Source organism: Streptococcus mitis, from assembly GCF_047464945.1.
GTDB lineage: Bacteria > Bacillota > Bacilli > Lactobacillales > Streptococcaceae > Streptococcus > Streptococcus mitis_EA.
The window spans coordinates 36603-58003 of sequence record NZ_JASHAX010000010.1; the positions used below are offsets into that span (position 1 = coordinate 36603).

Annotated in this window: 24 protein-coding genes; 1 reads left to right on the plus strand and 23 read right to left on the minus strand. The window is 42.6% G+C overall.

Going from position 1 to position 21401, the window contains the following annotated elements; all coding sequences use genetic code 11:
* Positions 1 to 362: 362 nt before the first annotated feature.
* The 7 genes from QM424_RS09005 to budA all read right to left on the minus strand — a co-directional run bounded on the left by QM424_RS09005 (position 363) and on the right by budA (position 6816).
* A complete protein-coding gene (locus tag QM424_RS09005) occupies positions 363 to 1433 on the minus strand; it encodes an ABC transporter substrate-binding protein (protein WP_261023147.1) in 1071 nt (356 codons plus the stop codon).
* The gene (locus QM424_RS09010) at positions 1430 to 2203 is read right to left on the minus strand and encodes an ABC transporter permease (protein WP_414394331.1); all 774 of its coding nucleotides are present in this window, start codon (positions 2201 to 2203) and stop codon (positions 1430 to 1432) included. The genes QM424_RS09005 and QM424_RS09010 overlap by 4 nt, the downstream gene beginning before the upstream one ends.
* Positions 2200 to 3006 carry an ABC transporter permease gene (locus QM424_RS09015; protein ID WP_000753801.1) on the minus strand — a complete coding sequence of 269 codons (807 nt, stop codon included), beginning with the start codon at positions 3004 to 3006 and terminating at the stop codon, positions 2200 to 2202. Before QM424_RS09015 ends, QM424_RS09010 begins: the two co-directional genes overlap by 4 nt.
* On the minus strand, positions 2987 to 4144 hold the full coding sequence (locus QM424_RS09020; protein WP_000742913.1) for an ABC transporter ATP-binding protein: 1158 nt from the start codon (positions 4142 to 4144) through the stop codon (positions 2987 to 2989). The genes QM424_RS09015 and QM424_RS09020 overlap by 20 nt, the downstream gene beginning before the upstream one ends.
* A gap of 159 nt (positions 4145 to 4303) precedes the next feature.
* Complete coding sequence (murB, locus tag QM424_RS09025; RefSeq protein ID WP_000116175.1) at positions 4304 to 5209, minus strand: UDP-N-acetylmuramate dehydrogenase; 906 nt, start codon at positions 5207 to 5209, stop codon at positions 4304 to 4306.
* 113 nt (positions 5210 to 5322) lie between these two features.
* The gene (locus tag QM424_RS09030) at positions 5323 to 6075 is read right to left on the minus strand and encodes a YhfC family intramembrane metalloprotease (RefSeq protein WP_414394333.1); all 753 of its coding nucleotides are present in this window, start codon (positions 6073 to 6075) and stop codon (positions 5323 to 5325) included.
* Positions 6076 to 6084: 9 nt separating this feature from the next.
* Entirely contained in the window at positions 6085 to 6816 is a 732-nt protein-coding gene (gene budA, locus QM424_RS09035; protein ID WP_000360314.1) for an acetolactate decarboxylase, read from the minus strand.
* Positions 6817 to 6957: 141 nt separating this feature from the next.
* On the opposite strand from budA, the gene QM424_RS09040 reads away from it, so the two are divergent.
* On the plus strand, positions 6958 to 8229 hold the full coding sequence (locus QM424_RS09040) for an aminotransferase-like domain-containing protein (RefSeq protein ID WP_261275841.1): 1272 nt from the start codon (positions 6958 to 6960) through the stop codon (positions 8227 to 8229).
* A gap of 126 nt (positions 8230 to 8355) precedes the next feature.
* On the opposite strand, the gene QM424_RS09045 is transcribed toward QM424_RS09040, so the two are convergent.
* The 16 genes from QM424_RS09045 to QM424_RS09120 form a co-directional block, all read right to left on the minus strand.
* On the minus strand, positions 8356 to 9171 hold the full coding sequence (locus tag QM424_RS09045) for an ABC transporter substrate-binding protein (protein WP_023942905.1): 816 nt from the start codon (positions 9169 to 9171) through the stop codon (positions 8356 to 8358).
* Positions 9172 to 9328: 157 nt separating this feature from the next.
* Complete coding sequence (gene phoU / locus QM424_RS09050) at positions 9329 to 9982, minus strand: phosphate signaling complex protein PhoU (RefSeq protein ID WP_000946458.1); 654 nt, start codon at positions 9980 to 9982, stop codon at positions 9329 to 9331.
* Between the two features lie 11 nt (positions 9983 to 9993).
* Positions 9994 to 10752 (minus strand): phosphate ABC transporter ATP-binding protein PstB, encoded by a 759-nt coding sequence (gene pstB, locus QM424_RS09055; protein WP_000133484.1) that lies wholly within the window; start codon positions 10750 to 10752, stop codon positions 9994 to 9996.
* 12 nt (positions 10753 to 10764) lie between these two features.
* Complete coding sequence (gene pstB / locus QM424_RS09060) at positions 10765 to 11568, minus strand: phosphate ABC transporter ATP-binding protein PstB (protein ID WP_000049848.1); 804 nt, start codon at positions 11566 to 11568, stop codon at positions 10765 to 10767.
* Positions 11569 to 11578: 10 nt separating this feature from the next.
* Positions 11579 to 12463: a phosphate ABC transporter permease PstA gene (gene pstA / locus QM424_RS09065; protein ID WP_414394336.1), complete on the minus strand. Its 885-nt coding sequence runs from the start codon at positions 12461 to 12463 to the stop codon at positions 11579 to 11581.
* Positions 12453 to 13370 carry a phosphate ABC transporter permease subunit PstC gene (pstC, locus tag QM424_RS09070; RefSeq protein WP_414394338.1) on the minus strand — a complete coding sequence of 306 codons (918 nt, stop codon included), beginning with the start codon at positions 13368 to 13370 and terminating at the stop codon, positions 12453 to 12455. The genes pstA and pstC overlap by 11 nt, the downstream gene beginning before the upstream one ends.
* The gene (locus tag QM424_RS09075; RefSeq protein WP_000746323.1) at positions 13370 to 14248 is read right to left on the minus strand and encodes a phosphate ABC transporter substrate-binding protein PstS family protein; all 879 of its coding nucleotides are present in this window, start codon (positions 14246 to 14248) and stop codon (positions 13370 to 13372) included. The genes pstC and QM424_RS09075 overlap by 1 nt, the downstream gene beginning before the upstream one ends.
* 220 nt (positions 14249 to 14468) lie before the next feature.
* A complete protein-coding gene (locus tag QM424_RS09080) occupies positions 14469 to 15773 on the minus strand; it encodes an RsmF rRNA methyltransferase first C-terminal domain-containing protein (RefSeq protein WP_414394340.1) in 1305 nt (434 codons plus the stop codon).
* Positions 15774 to 16547 carry an inositol monophosphatase family protein gene (locus QM424_RS09085; protein ID WP_414394342.1) on the minus strand — a complete coding sequence of 258 codons (774 nt, stop codon included), beginning with the start codon at positions 16545 to 16547 and terminating at the stop codon, positions 15774 to 15776.
* Entirely contained in the window at positions 16537 to 16815 is a 279-nt protein-coding gene (locus tag QM424_RS09090; RefSeq protein ID WP_414394344.1) for a UPF0223 family protein, read from the minus strand. The genes QM424_RS09085 and QM424_RS09090 overlap by 11 nt, the downstream gene beginning before the upstream one ends.
* Positions 16815 to 17216: a Spx/MgsR family RNA polymerase-binding regulatory protein gene (locus QM424_RS09095; RefSeq protein ID WP_000631259.1), complete on the minus strand. Its 402-nt coding sequence runs from the start codon at positions 17214 to 17216 to the stop codon at positions 16815 to 16817. The genes QM424_RS09090 and QM424_RS09095 overlap by 1 nt, the downstream gene beginning before the upstream one ends.
* 211 nt (positions 17217 to 17427) lie before the next feature.
* Positions 17428 to 18045: a TIGR01906 family membrane protein gene (locus QM424_RS09100; RefSeq protein WP_414394346.1), complete on the minus strand. Its 618-nt coding sequence runs from the start codon at positions 18043 to 18045 to the stop codon at positions 17428 to 17430.
* A complete protein-coding gene (locus QM424_RS09105) occupies positions 18035 to 18808 on the minus strand; it encodes a TIGR01457 family HAD-type hydrolase (protein ID WP_414394348.1) in 774 nt (257 codons plus the stop codon). Before QM424_RS09105 ends, QM424_RS09100 begins: the two co-directional genes overlap by 11 nt.
* Positions 18809 to 18816: 8 nt before the next feature.
* The gene (locus tag QM424_RS09110; RefSeq protein WP_414394350.1) at positions 18817 to 19554 is read right to left on the minus strand and encodes an acyl-ACP thioesterase domain-containing protein; all 738 of its coding nucleotides are present in this window, start codon (positions 19552 to 19554) and stop codon (positions 18817 to 18819) included.
* Between the two features lie 4 nt (positions 19555 to 19558).
* The gene (gene hemW, locus QM424_RS09115; RefSeq protein WP_414394352.1) at positions 19559 to 20689 is read right to left on the minus strand and encodes a radical SAM family heme chaperone HemW; all 1131 of its coding nucleotides are present in this window, start codon (positions 20687 to 20689) and stop codon (positions 19559 to 19561) included.
* Positions 20690 to 20865: 176 nt separating this feature from the next.
* Positions 20866 to 21401, minus strand: a 536-nt coding sequence (locus QM424_RS09120; protein WP_414394354.1) for an LPXTG cell wall anchor domain-containing protein, incomplete at its 5' end; no start/stop codon positions are given.

Below are 21401 nucleotides of genomic sequence, written 5' to 3' on the forward strand. Positions count from 1 at the left end.
CAAAAGAATCATTATTAAACATTGTATCCTCTAAAATATTCTAAACGGTATAAAACGGAATTATTCCATAAGGAATATTTATTTGAAGATTAAAGATTCTATTGAGAATATTATAGCATAAAAGGAGGTAAAAGCGTATGTAGCTAGTAGTCAATTTAAAAAATTTTAATGAAGGAGATAGAATTCAACAAATAAAAAAAATCTTGAAACAAATGCGCCGTTATTTCACTTATCACTATTTTTATCCTCAATTTTCATATTACTAAACACAGCAACTAAAATAGAAAAAGATATGGCTGTAAAAACTGACTTCTATTAAAAAACGAACCAGCTTAACTGATTCGTTTCGTAACTGCTAACTTCTACTTCCGATACATTTTAAACTGTAGGAAGAGGTCGCTATATTTTCCTGTCCATTTATGGTCAAATTTCTCATAAACTTCTAGGTGTTTCATGGTTTCAGCATCTGGATAGAAGGCCTTATCTTCTTTTTTCTCCTCTGGGAGCAATTCCTTAGCTGGTAGGTTTGGTGTTGAATAGCCAACATACTCCGCATTTTTGAGAGCATTTTCAGGTTTCAACATAAAGTTGATAAAGGCATAGGCTGCATCTTGGTTTTTGACTGTTTTTGGAATGACCATATTGTCAAACCAAAGGTTGCTGGCCTCAGTTGGTACCACATAGCGTAGATTTTCGTTTTTTTCTAACATTTGGCTGGCTTCACCAGAGAAGGTCACACCGATAGCAGCGTTGTTCTGAATCATATAGCCCTTCATCTCATCCGCCACAATAGCCTTGATATTTGGAGTCAATTTGTAGAGCTTATCAACTGTCTCTTCCAACTGCTGGGTATCCTTGGAGTTGAGGCTGTAGCCAAGGGAATTGAGTCCGAGTCCCAGTACCTCACGCGCCCCATCAAAGAGCATGATAGAGTTCTTATACTCTGGTTTCCAGAGGTCATCCCAATGCTCAGGCGCCTCATCTACCATGGTTTCATTATAGACAATTCCCAAGGTTCCCCAGAAGTAAGGAATAGAGTATTTATTGCCTGGGTCAAAGGACTGGTTGAGGAACTCTGGTCCGATATTTTCAAGACCTTCAAGTTTTGAATAGTCAAGCGGTACCAAGAGGTCTTCGTCCTTCATCTTGTTGATCATGTATTCACTTGGGATAGCAATATCGTAGGTCGTTCCACCCTGCTTAATCTTTGTATACATGGCTTCGTTGGAGTCAAAGGTCTCGTACTGGACTTGGATTCCTGTTTCTTCTGTGAATTGCTCCAAGAGTTCTGGATCGATATAGTCCCCCCAGTTGTAGATAACCAGTTTTTGACTATCTCGGCTATTGATTTTACTGTCTAGATGAGTCGCAATTCCCCACAAGACGAGGATAATGGCTACAATTCCTGCTAAAAATGAATAGAGTTTTTTCATGCTTGCTCCTCCTTCTCACGTGAGATAAAGTAATATCCAACAACTAGGATAATACTAAAGAGAAAGACAAGGGCAGACAGGGCATTGATTTCTAGTGAAATTCCCTTCCGAGCACGAGAGTAAATCTCGACTGACAGGGTTGAAAAGCCATTTCCCGTTACGAAGAAGGTTACGGCAAAGTCATCTAGCGAATAGGTGAAGGCCATGAAATAACCTGCAATGATAGACGGTGTCAGGTAAGGAAGCATGATTTCCTTGAACATCTGAAATTGACTGGCTCCCAAGTCATAGGCCGCATGAATCATGTCAGCGTTCATTTCCTTAAGTCGAGGCAAGACCATCAAGACTACGATAGGAATGGAGAAGGCCACGTGACTAGATAGAACGGTCAAAAAGCCAAGTGAAAACTTGAGTTGAGTAAAGAGAATCAAGAAACTGGCACCAATCATAACGTCGGGCGCAACCATGAGGATATTATTGAGTGATAGAAAGGCTTCTTGGTATTTCTTACGAGACTGGTAGATGTAAATAGCACCGAAAGTCCCGATAACAGTCGCAATCAAAGCTGATAGAAAGGCCAAGAAAAAGGTTTGGGTGAGGATCAACATGAGACGACTGTCGCCAAACATGGTTTTAAAATGGCTCAAGCTAAAGCCTGTAAAGCTATTCATGTCGTTGCCTGCATTAAAGGCATAGCCAATCAAGTAAAAGATTGGCAAGTAGAGGACAAGAAAGACCAGTCCCAGATAAAGGTTGGCAAATTTTTTCATCGTTCTCTCCTTTCCTTAGTCACCCACATGGTGATGAACATGGTCAGGATGAGAATCACACCGATGGTTGAACCCATACCGTAGTTGTCATTGGTCAGGAAGTTCTGCTCAATGGCTGTCCCCAAGGTGATAACGCGGTTCCCACCAATCAAACGGGTCAGCATGAAGAGACTCAAGCTTGGAATAAAGACCGACTGAACTCCACTTCTCACACCGTTCATCGATAGAGGAAAGATGACATGACGGAAAGTCTCCCACTTGGTAGCACCGAGGTCATAACTTGCATTGATAAGATTGTTATCCATATCGTCCAATACATTGAAAATCGGCAAAATCATAAAGGGAAGCTCGATATAGCTTGCGACAAAAATAAAGGAGAAATCGGTAAATAGCAACTGTTGTGAACCAATTCCGATAAATTCCAAGAATTGGTTAATAGAGCCATTTTGACCAAAAATTCCGATAAAGGCATAGGCTTTAAGGAGCAAATTGATCCAAGTTGGCAGGATAATCAGCATGAGCCAGAGTTGACGGTGTTTGAGACGAGTCAAAAAGAGGGCTGTTGGATAGCTGATAAGCAAGGTCACAAAGGTCACAATTCCTGCATAGAGTACAGAGTTGAAGCTCATTTTAAGGTAGGTCAAGTTTTGTGACGCAAAGTAAGATTTATAGTTTTCTAAGCTAAACTGGCCTTCAATGTTGAAAAAGGATTGACCGAAAATCAGGACCAAGGGTGCCAGCACAAAGAGGGCAATCCAGAGCATGTAGGGCACTACAAAGAGTTTAGAGCTTGTTTTCTTCATCTCTTTCCTCCTCGATTGCATTGATCAGACCTGCTTCTTGCTCTTCAATTTCCACGTATTCTTCGATACGAGCATCGAACTCTTCTTCAGTTTCGTTAAGGCGCATGATGTGGATGTCTTCTGGTTCAAAGTCCAGACCAATTTCCTCACCCACGATGGCCTTACGAGTCGAGTGGATCATCCATTCATTTCCAAGTTCGTCATAGGCGATAATCTCATAGTGAACTCCACGGAAGAGCTGGGTATCCACCTTGACTTGGAGCTTGCCTTCTTCAGGAAGGGTAATACGCAAGTCCTCTGGACGAATGACGACTTCGACAGGTTCATTTGGCTTCATCCCCCCATCGACCGCTTCGAAGCGTTTGCCGTTAAATTCAACCAAGTAGTCCTCAATCATAGTTCCTGGCAAGATATTTGACTCACCGATAAAGGTGGCAACAAAGTGGTTGATCGGCTCATCGTAGATGTCCACAGGTGTTCCTGATTGGACAATCTCGCCATCATTCATAACGAAAATCCAGTCACTCATGGCAAGGGCTTCTTCCTGATCGTGAGTGACAAAGACAAAGGTAATGCCCAATCGTTGTTGCAGTTCACGCAGTTCGTACTGCATGTCTGTTCTTAATTTCAAGTCCAACGCTGACAAGGGCTCATCCAACAAAACCACACGAGGTTGGTTGATGATGGCACGGGCGATAGCAACACGCTGACGTTGTCCTCCAGAAAGTTTGCGGATGGAACGTTTTTCATAACCTTCCAACTGAACCATCTTGAGAACTTCCGCTACACGCTGCTCGATTTCTTTCTTGTCGATCTTACGCAAGCGAAGTGGAAAGGCAACATTTTCAAACACATTCATATGTGGAAACAAGGCATAGGATTGGAAGACCGTATGCACATCTCGCTTGTTGGTTGGGATATCATTGATGCGGACACCGTCTAGCATGATATCTCCTGTCGTCGCATCCAGTAAACCTGCAATGATGTTTAGGATGGTTGATTTCCCTGAACCAGATGCGCCTAAAAGGGTATAAAATTTCCCTTCTTCCAACTCAAAATTGATATCTTTGAGAACCTTGGTGTTGCTGTCTTCAAAAACTTTAGAGACGTTTTTGAATTCAATAATTGGTTTTTTCAATTGTCATTTATTCCTTCTTTTTCATAGATTAACAGATCAGGGCTCTGTCAGGCCGCCACTACCTCGTGTAGGAGATTAAACTGCCTACATTCTTCTGCACTAACGATAGGCTTTCACCCCCTTTCCATGACATAGCAGCAGCTTTTCAACTACAGCTTCCTACTTGCTTTCACCTAAAATACGGACTTCTCTCTCAAGTGTGATACCTGAGTGTTCCTTGACTTTTTCAATCACAGACTCAATCAAGTCCTCGTAGTCTTTGGCCGTTCCATCTGCGACATTGATCATAAATCCTGCGTGCTTTTCAGACACTTCTACGCCACCGATACGATAGCCTTTCAAGCCAGCTTCTGAAATTAATTGACCTGCAAAATGCCCTACTGGACGTTTAAAGACCGAACCACAAGATGGGTATTCCAAAGGTTGCTTGAGTTCACGTAGGTGCGTCAAGCGGTCCATTTCCTGCTTGATAACCTGATGGGTTCCTGGGGCTAGGGCAAATTTAGCTGACAAGACAACTGCACCAGACTCTTGAATGGCTGAGTGGCGGTAACCAAAAGCCAAATCTTTGGCAGACAGGGTCTCGATTTCTCCATCCTTGGTCAAGACCTTACAAGACTGCAAGATGTGGGCGATCTCACCACCATAGGCACCTGCATTCATGAAAACTGCTCCACCGACGCTCCCTGGAATGCCACAAGCAAACTCAAAGCCAGTCAAACTATGACGAAGGGCAATGCGAGTTGTTTCAATCAAGTTAGCCCCTGCTTCAGCTTCGATGGTATAGCCATCAACGGAAACATTATTGAGCTTGTCACACAAGATGACAAATCCACGAATCCCACCATCACGAACAATGATGTTACTAGCATTTCCAAGAACCATCCAAGGAATATTTTCTTGGTTGGCAAATTTAACAACGCGCGCCAACTCAAAACGATTTCGTGGAAAGACCAAATAATCGGCCTCTCCACCTACTTTTGTATAACTATAGCTATGCAAGGGTTCTTTAAAACGGATATCAATTCCTTCTAAGATTTCAAGCATTTTTTCTCTTACAGACATGTCACTCTTCCTTTTACAAAATTCATTCCATTATACCATTTTTAAGACCATTTGACGACCATAAAAAGACCTTGTTTGGATTTTGCATAAGAAAAAGAGGTTTCCCCCTTTTATTATGATTTTTTACAAAAGATATCCTTTGTTCCATAGGCAACCAGAACAAGTTCAAGTGCTAGGACAACTTCAACCAAGACTGGATTGGTCAACCAGCCAACTTGGACAAGAGATGGTGCCAGGTCAAAGAAGGCATGTAGTCCATAGGCCGCTAGGAGATAAATCCATTTCTTCTGACGAACAGCTTGGTAAACCCAAACAGTCAAGAGTAATTGGAAACCTAGGGCCAAGATTCGCTCAAAACCAAGCAAATAAATCTGCCAGACTGATAGCGACTGGATAGTCTTCAACATATTTTCAGACAGTAATTTCATGACCTGTGGATCCTGCGTTTGAACTGCTGAGAGAACGAAGTAGAGATTAAGCAAACTAGTAAGACCTAGGAAAATCAACTCCAAGCCACCATGACCTAACCCATAAGCCAAGGCATCTGTCTTTTCCAAACTTCTCTTTTTCTCCAACCATTTGAAGAAAACAAGACGAGCTGTTTCCTCAAAAAATGCTGCCATGGCTAGGCCATAGATGATATAGACAAGCGGATGATCTTGCAAGAGGGCAATACTACCGTCTTTTTGAGGATGCAAAACCAAGATATGCACCAATTTTTCCAAAATCTGTGAAGAGACAAAGAAGGCGACAGCCCCCAAGCCCAAGACAGCTAGATTAATCTGGTATTTCTTTTTGGCATACCAAATGCTCCCTATCAAGAAAGCTAGCAAAAGCACCATGGTAATGATAATATGAATGGTCATTTTCTTCTCCTATTCTGCCTTTTCAATATCTTTTTTCATCTCGTCAACATTGAACTTAGCAAACAAGTATTGACGGTCTTGGACTGGGAAACGTTGGTCCAACTGGTCAACTGCTCCCACCTCGATAATGCCTTCCTTGATGACAAAGTCCATAACATGCCCACCGAAGGTCAAGTCATCTGAGATGAAGTGGAGATGATAGCCTGCCACACTAACCCCATGGAAAATTTCTGGGGTCCAGAAACCAACGATGGTCCCTGCCACATTGTCGCGACTATATTCAGGCTGATGCGTTGCGACCTCGGCAAACTTGGTATCGGGTGTCGACTTGGGAATCATGCGCACATGCATATGCGAAAATTCCCCGCGAATCTTAATCGAACGAAAAAGATTTTCCCCGTCATAATATGACTCGATTCGTTCTTCCAATTCCTTGTCTGTCATCTCAAAGCGCTGGCGGAAAATGACCTCTGCCTGATGCGGTACTACTGCAGCGTAAGGAATAAGGGCATCTGGCGACACTTCAACAATTTCTGGTTGCTCTCCTGAGCCTTTGGCCTGATAAGCCTTGCCATCTAAGACAATCAATTCCCCATCAATAGAATCCAAGGTTCCCAAACCAAGGTCACCATGCTCTAGCAATTCTCCCACTGTCATGGTACCACCATAAAGGCCAGCCATCAAGGCTCCAAGGGTATTGTATTGAAATAATTTCACTGGTTCCTGCACGTTCTTATCCATTCACTTTCTTGTCTGTTATTCTATAAATGTTACTCCTAAGTATACCACATTTAGCTTTATATGTGAACGAGAGAAACACCCTAGACATTGCCAAGAAGGAAAAAAAAAGGTACAATGTAACAAAATCAAGGGAGGTCTGGAATGAAGAACCAAAGCAAGTACCAAGAGGTCGTTTCCTATCTAAAAAACGGTATCGAGTCTGGACGATTTCCGACGGGAAGTCGCCTGCCTTCTATTCGTCAACTGAGCCTTGACTTTCACTGTAGCAAGGATACTGTCCAACGAGCCCTGTTGGAATTACGGCACGAACAATACCTCTATGCCAAGCCCCAGAGTGGTTACTATGTCCTAGAACAAGGGCAACACCAGGACCTTGAAATCGAGGTTACCGATGAACACGCCAGCGCCTATGACGATTTCCGACTCTGTATCAATGAAACCTTGATTGGCCGGGAAAACTACCTCTTCAACTACTATGAAAACCAAGAAGGTTTAGAAGATCTAAGACAGTCTATTCACAAACTCCTCTTTGACCAAGCTCTCTACTGCAAGGCTGATCAACTGGTACTGACTTCTGGAACCCAGCAAGCCTTATTTATTCTCTCTCAAATATTCTTTCCTAGCCAAGCTAAGGAGATCTTGGTGGAACAGCCGACCTATCATCGAATGAATCGCCTCTTGATTGCTCAGGGATTAGACTATCAAACGATAGAACGAGGCATTGATGGGATTGACTTGGAGGAGCTGGAAGGCCACTTCAAAACAGGAAAAATTAAGTTTTTCTACACCATTCCTCGTTTTCACTATCCTCTGGGGCATTCCTATTCTGAGCAGGACAAACGGGCTATTCTTGACTTAGCTGCCAAGTATGGGGTCTATATCGTAGAGGACGACTATCTGGGGGATTTGGACTCTAAAAAGGGCCAGACCTTCCACTATCTGGATACAGAGGAGCGCGTCATTTATATCAAGTCCTTCTCAACCAGCCTCTTTCCAGCCCTGCGGATTACGGCACTCATTCTGCCAAATGCTATCAAAGAAGCATTTGTGGCCTACAAAAATATCCTAGACTACGACAGCAACCTCATCATGCAAAAGGCCCTGTCACTCTATATTGACAGTCAATTATTTGAGAAAAATCGGCTAGCTCGCTTATCCAATCAGGAAGCTTACCAAAAACAAATCGAGGAAAGACTAGCTAAAACACCTTGTCCCCTTCCTCACTTTCTGCTTCATGATGGTTTATTACTAGACCTGAGACAGTATCCTAAAATCGCCAGCCTCAAACACAGTCAACTGAAATTAGACTTCTTTGAAGATGCTTACTTGGATGCCTGTCCTTATCAATTTGCCAAGGTGTCCTTAGACAATCTGGAAAAGGTTTTAAACTATTTAAAAGCAGAATTGGACTGACTTCCAACTCTGCTTTTTTCTTATACTCTTCGAAAATCAAATTCAAACCACGTCAGCGTCGCCTTACCGTACTCAAGTACAGCTTGCGGCTAGCTTCCTAGTTTGCTCTTTGATTTTCATTGAGTATTATTCTTCAACTTCTGTTAGACTTGCTGCTTTTTCAAGATAGCTTTGATAAGTTCCTTCATCCTTGAGTTTTTGGATGACCTTGTCCACCACTTCTTTCAAATCAGCACTATTTTTTCTAAGGGCAACTGCATTGGCTTCGCCGTCCTTCATCTTCAAGCTGACAGTTGCGACAGCTAGATCCGCATTTTTAGCAGCGTAGCTAAGGGCAACTGGCTCATCCATGTGAACAGCATCTACTTTTCCAGCCTGCAATTCATTGACAGCTTCACCCATATTGGTTAGGGAAGTCAACTGTGCTTTTGGCAATTGTTCCTTGACCATTGATTCTGGAACAGTCCCTTTTTGAGCCGCAATATTAGCACTTTCAAGGCTAGTTAAATCCTTGTATTTTTCTACATCAGCTTTACGAACCAAGAAACTAATCTTGTTTTCATAGTAAGGGATTGAAAAATCAAAGACTTCTTTTCTCTCGTCAGTAGCGCTAATTCCCGCAACTGCTAGGTCAGCCTTCCCAGTTTGAAGACTGGTCAAGACATTGTCAAAACTCATGCTTGAAATTTCCAACTTCACCCCAAGTTCATCAGCAATAGCCTGGGCCATATCAATATCCGCACCGACTACCTGGTTTTTTCCGTCAACTAAGGATTGGAATTCAAAAGGTGCATAGTCAGGACTAGTCGCCACAACTAATTTCCCCTTTTGCTTAATGGCCTCAACAGCTGACTGAGAACCATTAGAACCCGACTGGCAAGCTACTAAGAAGAAACTTGCAAGAAAACTACATAAAACAAATATCCATTTTTTTGATTTCATAAATAAACAACCTCTCTGTTAATTTTGTATAATTATAACGCTATTCAAGATGCTTGTCAAGTATTTTTTGAATTTTTATCTTAAAAATATTTTTTTCATTCAAGAAAAGGAGCTTCCAGTTGATTACAAGCTCCTTTTTATACAGAATGAACCTATTTTATAGTTCGACAATCTTACCTGTTTCAAAGTAAACAACCCATTCACAGATATTTTTTGCATAGTCTCCAATACGTTCCAAAAAGGCAATCACTTGGAAGTAATCACGGCCTGTAACGATGGCATCTGGATTTTTCTTGATTTCTTCTGTAGCCAAATCACGAATGCTATCAAAGTAATGGTTGATTTTTTCATCCATGGCTGCTACTTCATAGGCCTGGTCTACTGAACCATTGAGATAGAGTTCAAGGGCTGCTTCAACGAAGTTCTTGACATCGCGGCCCATTCTCTTGATTTCTTCTTCAACAGCTGGGATGCGTTGCTCCCCTTTCATACGAATTGCCGCTTTGGCAATGGAAACGGCATGGTCACCCATACGTTCCAAGTCAGATACAGCCTTCAATACTGTCAAAACAGTACGCAAGTCCTGAGAAACCGGTTGTTGGAGGGCAATCATTTCAAATGATTTCTTCTCCAATTTCACTTCGTATTCGTTTACTTCTGCATCGTCTTCGATGACTTCCTTGGCCAAATCACGGTCATGCGTAACAAAGGCACGCACCGTACGATTGATTTGGGATAGCACTTCTTGTCCCATAGCGTAGAACTGGTTGTGCAATTTCTCTAAATCTTCTTCAAATTGAGAACGTAACATCATTTATCTCCTTATCCAAATTTTCCTGAAATATAATCTTCTGTTTCCTTGTGTTGTGGGTTGAGGAACATCTTCTTAGTATCGTTAAACTCAATCAAATCTCCATCTAGGAAAAATCCTGTCTTATCAGAGATACGAGAGGCTTGTTGCATAGAACGCGTAACCAAGAGCATGGTGTATTTATCTTTTAGACCATACAAGGTTTCCTCAATCTTACCAGCAGAGATAGGGTCCAAGGCTGAAGTCGGTTCATCCAAGAGAATGATTTTAGGACTGGTTGCCAAGACACGGGCAACACAAACACGTTGTTGTTGTCCACCTGAAAGCCCGATAGCTGAATCATGCAGGCGATCCTTAACCTCATCCCAGATAGAAGCTCGTTGTAGGGCTTTTTCTACCGCTTCATCCAGAACTTGCTTGTCCTTCACTCCATTGATACGAAGCCCGTAAACAACATTTTCATAGATAGACATAGGGAAAGGGTTTGGTTGTTGGAAAACCATACCGATTTCCTTCCGCAATTCAACTGTATCTGTACGTGGGCTGTAGATGTTGTGGCCGTTGTAAACCACCGAACCAGTTGTGGTCACTTCTGGATTGAGATCCCCCATGCGGTTGATAGCCTTGAGAAGGGTTGATTTCCCTGATCCAGATGGACCAATCAAGGCTGTAATTTCCTTAGGTTGGAAAGATAGGGAAACACTATTCAAGGCCTTTTTTTGATTGTAGTAAACGGACAGGTCTGATACCTGTAAAATCGCTTCTGTCATACTGTTTCCTTTCTATCCAAAGTGTCCTGTTACGTAGTCATTGGTTGACTGTAGTTTGGCATTTTGGAAAATATTAGAGGTCTTATCGTACTCGATCAAGTCACCCAAGTAGAAAAATCCTGTGTAATCACTAGCACGCGCAGCCTGCTGCATACTGTGGGTCACGATGATGATAGTAAAGTCCTTCTTCAATTCCAACATGGTTTCTTCCAGCTGGGCTGTCGCAATCGGATCCAAAGCTGACGCCGGCTCATCCATCAAGAGAATATCTGGTTTAACAGAGATAGCACGCGCGATACAAAGACGTTGCTGCTGACCACCAGATAGAGTCAAGGCTGACTTGTGCAAATCGTCTTTGACCTGGTCCCAAAGAGCAGCCTGACGAAGAGAGGTTTCCACAATTTCATCCAAGACTTGCTTGTCCTTAACCCCTGCACGTTCATGGGCAAAAGTGATGTTGCGGTAGATAGACTTGGCAAAGGGATTTGGGCGTTGGAAGACCATTCCAATGTGCTTACGCATCTCATAGACGTTGATTTCTGGGCGGTTGACATCAATCCCTTGATAGAGAATTTGACCTGTTACCTTGGCAATATCAATGGTATCATTCATACGGTTGAGACTGCGGAGGTAGGTTGATTTCCCTGAACCAGAAGGGCCAATTAAGGCTGTAATTTTATTTTTTTCAAATTGCATATCGATGCCCTTGATAGATTCATTTTTACCGTAGTAAACATGTAAATCCTTAGTAGAGAGGGCCACTTTCTCTTCAGGAAAGGTGATGATATGCTTTTCATCCCAATTATATTTTGACATGGCTTCTCCTTTAGGCAGCGGTTAATTTCTTATGTAGGTAGCTTCCGAGTTTGCGAGCTCCAAAGTTAAAGATGAGGATAAAGATGAGGAGGACGGCCGCAGAACCTGCTGATACGATAGTTCCATCTGGAATGGTTCCTTCACTATTGACTTTCCAGATATGGACAGCCAAGGTTTCTGCTTGACGGAAGATAGAGATTGGGCTAGTAACACTGAAAATATTCCAGTTAGACCAGTCAAGGGCTGGAGCGGATTGTCCTGCTGTATAGATAAGAGCAGCCGCCTCACCAAAGATACGACCAGAGGCCAAAACAACCCCAGTGACAATACCTGGAAGAGCTTCTGGAATGACGACATGGACCACTGTCTCCCAACGCGAAATCCCAAGTGCCAGACCAGCTTCACGCTGCGTATGGTGAACGTGTTTCAAGCTATCCTCAACATTACGTGTCATCTGAGGCAAGTTAAAGACTGTCAAGGCCAAGGCACCTGAAATGATTGAAAATCCATACTCAAACTGGACTACAAAGATCAAATAACCAAAGAGACCTACAACCACTGATGGCAGTGAAGATAAGATTTCAATACAGGTTCTGACAAAATTGGTCACAGGACCTTTTTTAGCGTATTCAGCTAGGAAAATCCCAGCCCCCATAGATAAGGGAACAGAAATAATCAAGGTAATAACCAAAAGGAAGAAGGAATTATAGAGCTGAATTCCTATCCCTCCACCTGCTTGGTAAGAAGATGATTTGCCAGTCAAGAAAGACCAAGAGATGTGGGGCAAACCACGAACCAAGATGTAGAGAATCAAGGATGCCAAGATGGCAACGATAATCCCTGCAATCGAGTAGAGGACAGCTGTTGCAATTTTATCTAATTTCTTAGCGTGCATAGTTTTTCTTTCCTCTTTCTTTCGTAATCAATTTAATCACACTGTTGAAGGCCAAACTCATCAAGAGCAAGACTAGGGCCAGTGACCAGAGAACGTTATTGTCAACAGTTCCCATAACGGTATTTCCGATACCCATGGTCAACACAGAAGTCAAGGTCGCAGCAGGTGTTGTCAATGAAGTTGGGACAACTGCTGAGTTTCCGACTACCATCTGAATGGCTAAGGCCTCACCAAAGGCACGCGCCATCCCAAAGACCACTGCGGTGAAAATCCCTGAACGCGCTGCCTTCAAAGTCACGCGCCAGATAGTTTGCCAACGAGTTGCCCCCATAGCCAAACTAGCTTCGCGGTAGTGACGAGGCACCGCACGCAAACTATCGGTTGTCATAAAGGTTACCGTCGGTAAAATCATGACAAAGAGAACGAAAATCCCTGACAAAATCCCAAAACCAGTTCCACCAAAGACACTGCGGACAAAGGGAACTACGACCTGCAAACCGATAAATCCATAGACGACTGAAGGAATCCCGACTAGCAATTCAATGGCTGGTTGCAAGATTCTAGCACCTTTTGGTGATACTTCGGTCATAAAGACTGCTGCACCGATGGCAAAAGGAGTTGCGATAAGGGCTGACAGGATTGTCACAATAAAGGAACCCAAAATCATAGGAAGGGCACCAAATTGTTTACCTGAAGGATTCCAAGTTTGGCCAAAGAGAAAATCAAAGAGATTAACCCCATTGACAAAGAAAGTAGACAAACCTTTTTGGGCTACGAAGATTAAAATCATGGCCACAATGATAACTATAAAAGACAGGCAGGCAAAGGTCAAGCCTTTTCCTAATTTCTCTAGACGAGAGTTCTTTGAGGGAGAAAGTAATTTTTTAGCTAATTCTTCTTGATTCATTAGTGACTCCCTTCTAGTGCTGTCACCGTTCCTACAGCATCTTTTTCAACCTTCATTTCCTTGACAGAAATATAGCCCATCCCCTTAACGATTCCACTTTGCGCTTCATCTGAGAGAACAAAGTTAAGAAATTCTGCCACCAATTCATTGGGCTGACCTAGGGTGTACATGTGTTCATAAGACCATAAAGGCCAGTTATTGCTTGTAACATTTTCTGCAATCGGCTCATAGCCATTCAACTTCATGCGTTTCACCGAGTCATCCACATAGGCAAAGGCTAGGTAAGAAATGGCTCCTGGTGTCTGGGAAACAATATTTTTAACCATCCCATTTGAATCCTGTTCTTGACTCTGCACGGCAGATTGACCATCCATGATAACACTATCAAAGGTTGCACGCGAACCAGAACTTGCCGCGCGGTTGATAATGGAAATGGCTAGGTCTTTCCCACCAACTTCTTTCCAGTTGGTCACTTGACCTGTGAAGATGCTACGGAGTTGTTCAGTTGTCAGATTTTCAACGTCAACTTCCTTATTTACAATCACTGCCAAGCCCGCTACAGCAACCTTATGGTCCACTAGAGCAGATGCGTTGATACCGTCTTTTTCCTCGGCAAATACGTCTGAATTTCCTACATCAACGGCTCCAGACTGAACCTGAGACAGACCTGTACCAGATCCTCCACCTTGGACGTTGACTGTTTTTCCAACGTGCAGAGAGCCAAATTCATCTGCTGCTGCTTCGACCAAGGGCTGAAGAGCCGTTGAGCCAACAGCTGTCATGGATTCTCCACGATCAATCCAGCTAGCACATCCCGCCAAAGAACCTGCCAGCAAAAGAGCTGCAAGGGATAGAGCGAGTTTTTTCCTTTTTTTCACTGTTTTTCTCCTTGAAAATAATGGTGAATGCTGTGAATTTTTTCAACTATTTATTTATGTTTTTCTTTTGAAAATTAGGAGGCGACTGAAGTTGCTAGCTTGGTTTTACTAGAAATTTGCTCAGTTACCTTTCCCACCAATTTTGACTTAAAATGAAAGACAATTTGAAAAAAATCCATACTTCCACTATAACATAGACAAGCTACTTTGACTAGCATTTTCACTTGAATCTGAGGCCTTTTGGAAAATAATTTTTCAAAACATTTCCAGTCACCTTAGCAAAGCCCAACCCATTGCCTTGAACCAAAACTTGGTACCAACCATTTGGCAGACTTTCCGCCAGCTGAACGGTTTCTCCAGCGACATACTTTACAAACGCTTCTTGGTCAATTTCAACCGACTGCTTGACCTGACTCGGTTTCAAGGCTAGACCAAGAGCAAAACTAGGCTCAAAGCGTTTTTTCTTAAAAGTGCCCAGATGCAGGCCATTCCGAGCAATCTTGAGTTTCCCTAAATCTGGCAAAAGTTCTGGCAGAAGATAGAGTTGGTCACCAAAAGTCTGCAAGATACCCGGTAGATTGACCTTCAAATGTTTTTGGGCAAATTCCTGCCACAAGGCAACTTGTTCTCGGCTGAGATTGCTCTTACTTGCCTTACATTTTGGTGCTAGATTGTCACCCTTAAATTGCAAATGGGCTACAAATTGCCCCTCTCCCTTAAAATGATGAGGATACATCCGAGCCGTTTCTGGCAGGTCAATTCCATCTACCATTCCATTGATATGCTCTACTGGCAACAAATCAAAATCATACTCTTCCAGCAACCACTTGACAATCTCTTCGTTTTCCTCAGGTGCCCAGGTACAGGTTGAATAAACCAAGCGACCACCTTCAGCTAGCATGGTTACTGCATCTTCCAGAATTTCTCTTTGCAAGCTAGCACATTGACTCGGATAATCAAGGTTCCAATAGTCCATAGCATCTGGTTGCTTACGGAACATCCCTTCACCAGAGCAAGGGGCATCAAGAACGATTAGGTCAAAATAGCCTTTAAAAACCTTGGCCAAGCGGTCAGCAGATTCATTGGTCACCACAACATTTGTCGCTCCAAAGCGCTCCATGTTTTCTACTAAAATCTTAGCCCGTTTGCTTGAAATTTCATTAGAAACAAGAAGGCCCTCCCCTGCTAGATAGGCTGCTAGCTGAGTTGATTTTCCACCCGGTGCAGCAGCCAAATCCAAGACTTTCATACCAGGAATGGGCTGGGCTACCTGAGCAACCATCTGAGCAGCAGGTTCTTGCGAATAAACTAAACCAGTAGCATGCTCAGGCGATTTCCCTGAAACCTTCCCATAATGTCCCCAAGGAGTTTGAGGAATGGCATCAGGAAAGGAAACTGGCGCTTCTTTTAAAGGATTGACCCGAAAGGCCGAAACCGCTTCCTCCTCAAAAGAGGCAAGAAAATCTCTTGCCTCATCTCCTAGTATCTCTTCATATTTTTCAACAAATCCTTCTGGAAATTGCATTTAAGTTCTTTTCCTTTCGTAAATATAGGACTGAATTTCCTCCCGCATCTCAAGAGGTAGCATCATGACCGGTTGTCTGGTTTGAAAATCAGGAGCTTCACCAGATAGGGTCACAACCCGATAGCCCAGACTTTCCCCTAAAATACTAGCTGCGGCATAATCCCATGGTTGCAGATAGGTGACATAGGTCAACAAATGCCCTGACAAAATCTTGGCAAAACTAATGGCCGCACTCCCATAGACACGAACACCGAGGACCGCTCGACTCAAATCAGCCAAGCCCCATTCATTGGTTTCCAACATACCACTATTCCCTGCAATGAGAAAATCTCCAAGTGGTTTTGATTTAAAGGAAGCTAGGGGCTTATCATTTAGACAAACTGGAAACTTACCACCACCGTGATAACAATCCCCCTTGACCACATCATAAATCAGACCAAACTGTCCCTGGCCATTTTCAAAATAAGCCATCATAACAGCAAAATCTTCCTGCTGAGCGACAAAGTTATTGGTACCATCAATGGGATCAATGACCCAAACCTTGCCCTCTTGAACCGAGGCTCGCAGACACCCTTCTTCAGCACAAATCTTATCCTCAGGATAACGGGATAGAATTTCACCAACCAAGAGTTCCTGAACTTCCTTGTCCAGTCTGGTTACCAAATCTGTTGGAGAGGACTTGGTTTCAACACACAAATCTTCCTGCATATGGTCAAGAATGTACTGACCCGCCTTCTTGACAAGCTCTTTGGCAAATTCAAATTTACTTTCCAAGAGAAATCTTTCCTTCCCCTTTTTCCTTAGCCGCCTGAACTGCACGGTAAAGCGAATAACCACTCACTGTTTCAAACTCTCGTCCCAAACGTTTCTCTTCGCTCTTGCTTGGCACAACCGCTTTGAATCCCTTATAGGAGTCCAGTAACTTTTTAGCCTCTACCATGCCTTCATAGACAGCTTCAACATCATTAAAAAAAGAAAGCACTGAAGCAAGTTCTTCAGTGCTCCACGACAAATCTAGTGGGTAACTATACTGTTTGTTCATTAACTAATACCAGCTCTCATTCTTGCTTCTTTTAGTTCTTGCTTACGGTAACTACGAGGGAGAAAAGCACGAATCTCATCTTCATTAAAACCGATTTGCATACGTTTGGCATCGATAATAATGGGACGACGTAAAAGACTAGGATACTGCTCAATCAAATGAAGCAATTCCGATACCGAAATACTCTCTACATCAATATTCAATTTTTGAAAAATTTTTGAACGAGTTGAAATGATGTCATCAGTACCATTTTCGGTCAAGGAAAGGATGTGTTGCAATTCTTTTCTTGTTAAAGGACTGGTCATAATATTGTGTTCCACAAAGGGAACCTTATGTTTTTCTAACCAGGCCTTAGCCTTACGACATGATGTACAGCTCGGTGATAGAAATAGTGTAATCATGCTTTTCTCTTCTTATCTATACTTTGCTAATTCTATTATACAAAAAAATAAAGCGCTTGACTAGGGATTTTTAGAAAAAAAAGCCTATTTTTCAAGAAAAATAGACTGTTTGCGAACGATTGAGGTAAGGTAGATTTAGTTAATTCACTCTTGACAATAGTTTCGAATCACATACCTAATTTATACATGTGAAATAAGAACATCTTTCTTTTCACTTCCTACGACTTTTCAGACACAGATAGGCAAAGAAGCTTTCATAGAGGGCAAAAAAGAGGAGGAAGGCATGAAGGAAGAAAGTCTCTGGTAAAATCAGAATCACTGGATCCTTGGCTGGGTCAAAAAGCCAGGTATCATCTCCCACAAAGAGAATTTGATGGAAAAGAGTAAAGAATTGGTCAAAACCAATCAAAACTCCCCCAAGTCCAATCAGTAAAGGAAAGACCACTAGAGCCAGGAGACTTTTACGATAAAGAGACAAAAAGCCCTTTTTCACAATCTTATTGACAAAGACATAGAAACTTGGCAGTGTCACTAGAGCTACTAGCTGAACCAAATGAAAGAGGTCCTTGACCACTGCAAAGTGGTGCAGACCAGCTGCTGACGAACGAAAATCTGGCATCTCTAGGACCTGACTAAAAGGATTGGTCAGATAATTCATCAAAATATGAAAGTTGTATTGAATGGTTTCTGATTTTAGATAAACTCGATCCGTCAAACTAAACCACTTGATTTCCAGCGGATAAACAATCCAAGCCAGATAAATAGTCAGAAGGATTGAGAGGGAGAGGAGAAAGAGCATAGAGCTCCAAAAGGTCAGTTTAGTTTTCATCAAAATCCCACTCCGCAAGGCTAGAAACCACATGTGTCGGTGCGATTGGCAGGCCAGCTACTTCTTCTGCCTTGGTAAAACCTGTCGTCACCAAGAGCGTTGGAATGCCATTGTCAATCCCTGCTCGGATATCCGTCAGATAGTTGTCCCCGACCATGATTAACTCTTCACGTTCCAAACCTAAATGCTCAACCGCCTTGTCCATAATGATAGCATTTGGTTTTCCGATATAAACTGGCTTCACTCGTGTCGCCACTTCAAGCAGGGTAATCAGCGAACCAGCACCTGGCAAAAGACCGCGCTCTGTCGGGATGTTGAGGTCAGGGTTGGTTCCGATAAAGTGGGCACCCTTTTGAATAGCTAGAGTTGCTGTGGCAAATTTTTCATAGTCTACTTGCCAGTCCAGGCCTACTACCACATAGGCAGGATTTTCCTTATCTTCCACATAACCAGCCGCCTTGATAGCTTCCTTGAGACCTGCTTCTCCGATGACGTAGACGGTCTTTTCCAGTCCCAAGTCGTTCATATAGTCGATAGTCGCCAAAGTCGCTGTGTAGACAGTCGATAGGGGTGTATCGATATTAAAATTCTGAGCCAGCATCTCCTGAACACTCTCTGGAGTGCGGGTTGTATTGTTAGTCACAAAGAGATAGGGGATATCTCGCTTTTGCAATTCATGGACAAAAGCCTCTCCTGCCGGAATTCGATCTTTCCCCTTATAAATGGTTCCGTCTAAATCAATTAAATAGCCTTTATATTTCATATTTTTCTCTAATCCTTCTTCATTTCTTGCCAAGTGATGATAGCTTGGGCATTGGTAGCACCGTCGCTTGTAATCTCATGCTTGCTTTTCAGTCCAGTCCGTTCAACAGCCGATGTGATCACCCCACCTGGTCGAACTTCCTTGACATACTTGAGGTTGATTCTCTTGGGAATATATTGGGTCAAAAAATCAGCTCCCATAACCTCAAAAATCCAGTCCAAGTATTTACTGTTATTGACATGACCATTCATATCCAAATCGTAAAAACGGACATGGTAATCCTTGCTGATTGGTTCTTCCAAGGACTCATACTTTGGCCCGCGGATAAGCTTTTTATCAAAATCAGACTGGTAAGGAGCCACAATCTCAGGTTCTACTGCATGAACTTTTCGACTGTCTCGGTCCATGAGAACAAAGGTCGCCATCATGTGGATGAGTTCCCGTCCCTCTTCATCATAAATAGTAAAGCGACGGTAGCAAAAAAGTCGATTGTAACTCAGGGCTTCCGTTTCGATAGTGATTTCTTCTGCAAAACGAGGCAAACGAACCACCTCAATATCATAGTCTGTGATAATCCAGACCAGATTATAGTCCTCCAAAATGGCTTTATCACTAACTCCCAGTTCAATCGACTGCATCCCTGAAACTTGCAGGGACAGTAAAATCACATCTGGAAGCTTGATATGACCGTTCATATCAGCCATATCAAAAGGAATTTTCATTTTCATCTGATAAGTTAAGCCCATCATCCTACTCCAAAATAAATCGTTCTGCTACGGTGTCTCCTAAAAAGAGACCTCTTTTTGTCATGCGAACTCGGTCACCCTCTATTTGCATGAGACCTTGTTGAACCAAATCTCTGACGATTTCTCCATAAAGTCCATCGAAAGACCGTCCAAATTTTTCCTCAAATCGCACCATGGAGACTCCTGATTTCTTGCGGAGGCCCAAGAACATTTCCTCTTCCATTTGCTCTTTTTGACTCAGGTGCTCTTCTGTGATACGAGCGTTGCCTTCCTCAACTGCACTGAGATAATGACGAATGGGACCATGATTCTTATAGCGCACTCCATCTACATAACCAGATGCCCCAGCACCAATGCCATAGTATTCAGCATTGTCCCAGTACATGAGATTGTGGCGACTTTCAAAACCAGACTTTGAGAAATTGGAAATCTCATAATGCTCAAAACCAGCTCGCTCTAGCTCTGCAATGATGTACTCAAACATCTCCGCTTCCAGTTCCTCTTTAGGCAGAGGCAATTTCCCTCGTCGCATACGGTTCATAAAAACCGTATGATTTTCCAAAATCAAGCTATACAGACTCATATGGGGAATATCCAACCCAATGGCTTTAGCCACATTTTCCTTGACCTGCTCCATGGTCTGACCAGGCAGTGCATAAATCAAATCAATGGAGATATTGTCAAAACCAGCCAGTTTCAGACGGTCGATATTTTCATAAATATCCTTCTCCAAATGACTGCGCCCAATCTTTTTCAGCATCTTGTCATCAAAGGTCTGCACGCCTAGCGAAACACGATTGACAGCCGAGTTCTTCAAAACAGCAATCTTATCCGAGTCCAAGTCGCCTGGATTGGCTTCAATGGTCAACTCCTCCAAGACAGACAAGTCCAAGTTTTCAGTCAAGCCCTTCAATAACACCTCTAGTTGTGACGCTGACAGGGCTGTCGGTGTCCCACCACCGATGTAAAGGGTTCGTAACTTTTGAATGTCATAAGAACGAAACTCTTCCAGCAAATGCTCCAAATAACTATCTACCGGCTGATTCTTAATAAAAACCTTTGAAAAATCACAATAATAACAAATTTGAGTACAAAACGGGATGTGCACATAGGCTGACGTTGGTTTTTTCTGCATAGTAATTATTATACCACAAAAAGCGAACAATACTTAGAATTCCGTTTAACAAAATCCTAGCATTGTTCGCTTTCTTTATCTAATCATTCTTTGTATTTTATGGATAACACAACTATCAGAATCAATCTAGTTCGTTGTTAAAACACAAAAGAATGAATATTCATCTGACTAAATTTTTAGTCTTCTTTTTTCTTGCGAGCTACAAGTCCAAATCCACTCAATAGTCCAAGAAGTCCTAGAGATGCAAGAGCAGCATTTGATTCTGTTCCTGTATTTGGCAATACATTTTGAGAATCATTTGACTTAGCTCCATTATCAACAGTAGTCTTAGTATCTACCTGATCTGCATTCGGAGTAACTGCATTTGGAATTGGAGTAGCTGGTGCAGGTGTATCTTGACCAGAACCTCCATTAGTGTCAGGTTTGACTGGTTTGACTGGTGTATCAGGTGTCACTGGTGCAACTGGAATTGTATCTGTTGGTGTTGCTGGTGTTACCTTAGCTGGAGTTTCTACTGGAACTTCTACAGCTGCTTTACCTGGTTCAGTAATCTTAGCTGTTCCTGGTACTTTACCGTCTGGTAACTCACTATTTGGTACTTTACCTTTACCGTCTTCACCGATGGTGACTGTGATTGGATTACCATCTTTACCTGGAATCTCTACCTTAGTTCCTGGTGGATATGTTGTTCCATCTGGTTTCTTCGGTGTTA

Coding starts and splice junctions, on each gene's coding strand:
- QM424_RS09005 (WP_261023147.1), bottom strand. CDS start 1,433: ATGAAAAAACTCTATTCATTTTTAGCAGGAATTGTAGCCATTATCCTC.
- QM424_RS09010 (WP_414394331.1), bottom strand. CDS start 2,203: ATGAAAAAATTTGCCAACCTTTATCTGGGACTGGTCTTTCTTGTCCTC.
- QM424_RS09015 (WP_000753801.1), bottom strand. CDS start 3,006: ATGAAGAAAACAAGCTCTAAACTCTTTGTAGTGCCCTACATGCTCTGG.
- murB (WP_000116175.1), bottom strand. CDS start 5,209: ATGTCTGTAAGAGAAAAAATGCTTGAAATCTTAGAAGGAATTGATATC.
- QM424_RS09030 (WP_414394333.1), bottom strand. CDS start 6,075: ATGACCATTCATATTATCATTACCATGGTGCTTTTGCTAGCTTTCTTG.
- budA (WP_000360314.1), bottom strand. CDS start 6,816: ATGGATAAGAACGTGCAGGAACCAGTGAAATTATTTCAATACAATACC.
- QM424_RS09040 (WP_261275841.1), top strand. CDS start 6,958: ATGAAGAACCAAAGCAAGTACCAAGAGGTCGTTTCCTATCTAAAAAAC.
- QM424_RS09045 (WP_023942905.1), bottom strand. CDS start 9,171: ATGAAATCAAAAAAATGGATATTTGTTTTATGTAGTTTTCTTGCAAGT.
- phoU (WP_000946458.1), bottom strand. CDS start 9,982: ATGTTACGTTCTCAATTTGAAGAAGATTTAGAGAAATTGCACAACCAG.
- pstB (WP_000133484.1), bottom strand. CDS start 10,752: ATGACAGAAGCGATTTTACAGGTATCAGACCTGTCCGTTTACTACAAT.
- pstB (WP_000049848.1), bottom strand. CDS start 11,568: ATGTCAAAATATAATTGGGATGAAAAGCATATCATCACCTTTCCTGAA.
- pstA (WP_414394336.1), bottom strand. CDS start 12,463: ATGCACGCTAAGAAATTAGATAAAATTGCAACAGCTGTCCTCTACTCG.
- pstC (WP_414394338.1), bottom strand. CDS start 13,370: ATGAATCAAGAAGAATTAGCTAAAAAATTACTTTCTCCCTCAAAGAAC.
- QM424_RS09080 (WP_414394340.1), bottom strand. CDS start 15,773: ATGCAATTTCCAGAAGGATTTGTTGAAAAATATGAAGAGATACTAGGA.
- QM424_RS09090 (WP_414394344.1), bottom strand. CDS start 16,815: ATGAACAAACAGTATAGTTACCCACTAGATTTGTCGTGGAGCACTGAA.
- QM424_RS09095 (WP_000631259.1), bottom strand. CDS start 17,216: ATGATTACACTATTTCTATCACCGAGCTGTACATCATGTCGTAAGGCT.
- QM424_RS09100 (WP_414394346.1), bottom strand. CDS start 18,045: ATGAAAACTAAACTGACCTTTTGGAGCTCTATGCTCTTTCTCCTCTCC.
- QM424_RS09105 (WP_414394348.1), bottom strand. CDS start 18,808: ATGAAATATAAAGGCTATTTAATTGATTTAGACGGAACCATTTATAAG.
- QM424_RS09110 (WP_414394350.1), bottom strand. CDS start 19,554: ATGGGCTTAACTTATCAGATGAAAATGAAAATTCCTTTTGATATGGCT.
- hemW (WP_414394352.1), bottom strand. CDS start 20,689: ATGCAGAAAAAACCAACGTCAGCCTATGTGCACATCCCGTTTTGTACT.